Origin of the sequence: Veillonella sp. (assembly GCF_019414865.1) — a bacterium.
In the GTDB taxonomy this organism is placed as follows: domain Bacteria; phylum Bacillota; class Negativicutes; order Veillonellales; family Veillonellaceae; genus Veillonella.
In genome coordinates, this window is the sequence record NZ_DXLG01000171.1 from 1 (window position 1) to 2543 (window position 2543).

Sequence of the window (2543 nt, forward strand, 5' to 3'; positions counted from 1 at the left end):
TTTCAAGACGATTCAACTGTAGAGAAATTACATAAAAACATATGTATATAAAAATGTACCATATAAAACATAAAGGGCATTCACTAGCCGTCGCTAGGAATGCCCTTTATGCATATAGTTTGAGAGTGTAAGGACTGTTGAGAGAGAGTATATGTGATCTAGATAAGTTGAGAGAGAACTTATTAAGAGAGAGAAGTTTAGTTGTTTCTTATCTAGAATCAAACTTCAGCCTTACTTAGATAAGTATACATGGAATATCTAAACTATCAAAGGAAGTATATAAACAATTTTTAAATCTTTGATTATATCTATATAATAACTTCCTATAAACTCATATTTTATCAACAGCCACCAAAAACGTGAGCGTAATATGAAAGTGATTTCAGTTATCAAACAAATTTATAACCAACGCCCCATACAGTAATGATGTGCTTACTATCGGATGGATTATCTTCAATTTCTTCACGTAAACGGTTGATATGAACCGCTACAGTTGCATAATCACCATAAGAATCAAGGCCCCATACGCGAGAGTATAATTCTTCTTTACTAAATACGATATCACGATTGCGCATCAAGAATTCTAATAACTGGAATTCTTTCTTTTTAAGATGAACTTCTTTTTCGTTTACCCAAACTTTCATCATCTTAGGATCAAGACGGATTTCTCCAGATTGAATCGCATTAGTTTCCATTGCATCGCGCTCTGTTAAGCGTTTATATTGTGCCAACATAGCTTTGATTTTTGCAATCAATACAGATGGAGAGAATGGTTTTTCAATGTAGTCATCAGCACCTACGCCGAGACCACGGATTTTATCGATATCATCAAGTCGAGCTGTTACCATAACAATTGGTACACGAACCTTGTCACGAATTTGGCGGCAAACTTCAAAACCATCCATTTCTGGCAACATAACATCAAGGATGATAAGGTCTACAGGAGTATTTAAGGCAGCCTCAATACCCTCCGTACCATTAGTCATAATAGTTACATCATAACCTGCCACCATCAAATAATCACGCTCAATATTGGCGATATCCAAATCGTCTTCAATAATTAAGATATGTTCACTCATGATTCTTCTCCTTGTTTAGGAAATTCTAATATAATACGTAGACCATGTGGTCTTACATTTTCAATCACAACTCGGCCTTCAAAGATTTCCATAATTCGACGAATAATCGACAATCCAAGACCACTACCTTCTTGTGGATTCGTACGAGATGAATCTACACGGTAGAATGGACGCATTAGACGTTCTAGCGATTCTGGTGGTACCCCTGGGCCATCATCACTGATAACACAGTATACAAAATCATCATCACTAGTTACATCAATAACACAATGACCAACATCGGCCATTTTATACTTAGCACTATTGTTCAACACATTTTGTAAAACACGCTGTAACAATTGTGGGTTTGCATTAATGAAAGCATTTTCCGCTGCTATACGGAATTTAATTTCTAGACCTCTTGTTTGATAAGGAGCCAAATGATCTTCTACAAAATCACGTACATATTGACCGAGTTCAATTCGTTCAGATGGACGAGATTCTTTCTTGTAATTCAATGTGGTAATGAGGAATAACTCCTCTAACATCGAATCTAAATCATTAGCACGTTTCAAAATGATTCCCATATAGCGTTTTTGTTGCTCTTCGGTTGGTGCAATACCATCACGAACACCTTCTGCATACGCTTTAATAGCTGTTAACGGCGTTCGAATATCATGGGATATCCCTGCTAGTAACTCTTTTTGTTGCTCCTGTTCCATTTCAATCTGACGATTGGCCATTTCTAAGGACTTTGTCATATTCTTAACATGAATCATGATAAAGCGTGTAACAAATCGGTTAATAGCAAAGAATGTAACAATAAACAGTAATATAGCAACTATGATTATGTAGAAAGATACAGATTCCATTAAGCTATCACTACCATGAGTAGCGCGCTTTATAGCAATATGATATACATAAGCATGACGCCCATCGTATTTCCGCATTTCATATACGAACGTATTATTGGACTGATATACAATACCTTGTAATTCAGGGTTTACATCAATAAGACCAACAATAGCAGAAGCGCTATAGATTTGAGGATTACCATAGCTGTACACCATATTACCTTGATCTAATACCTCTACATATACTTCCTTCGGATCGAGTAGACTATAGCTAGGCTTTACTAAGCTATCTATTAAGTTGTTTTCTAAACCATAAAAGGTAATTGTTTCAGTGATTCGACTGACACTTTTAAACTGTTGTTCCTGCTCAATACGCAAATAGTAACCGGCATTAGCCAATATGCGCAGACCTGTAAAGTATAGCAAAAATAAGATAATTGCTATCAAAATAGGCACTACAAAGAGCACAACATTGGATATCCAAATCCGTATTTGTAAATTCACAGGGTTACCTCAATATCATAAATATTAGATACTTCTTATAGTTTACGCTATTTTTAATACTTAAAGCAAGTAAAAAGCATAAAAAAGTGATTTGACCTTCATATTTTCTTCATTGTCAGTTTATAAT

At 35.3% G+C, this 2543-nt stretch carries 2 protein-coding genes; both read right to left on the reverse strand.

Annotated features, from left to right (window positions below; all coding sequences use genetic code 11):
- Nucleotides 1–389 precede the first annotated feature (389 nt).
- Nucleotides 390–1079: a response regulator transcription factor gene (locus tag QZ334_RS07880; RefSeq protein ID WP_005387927.1), complete on the reverse strand. Its 690-nt coding sequence runs from the start codon at nt 1077–1079 to the stop codon at nt 390–392.
- Entirely contained in the window at nt 1076–2416 is a 1341-nt protein-coding gene (locus tag QZ334_RS07885; RefSeq protein WP_060924132.1) for a sensor histidine kinase, read from the reverse strand. The genes QZ334_RS07880 and QZ334_RS07885 overlap by 4 nt, the downstream gene beginning before the upstream one ends.
- Between the last annotated feature and the right edge of the window lie 127 nt (nt 2417–2543).

What these genes read in the sequence shown, in the direction of transcription:
- QZ334_RS07880 (WP_005387927.1), bottom strand. Translation starts at nt 1,079, where the DNA reads ATGAGTGAACATATCTTAATTATTGAAGACGATTTGGATATCGCCAAT.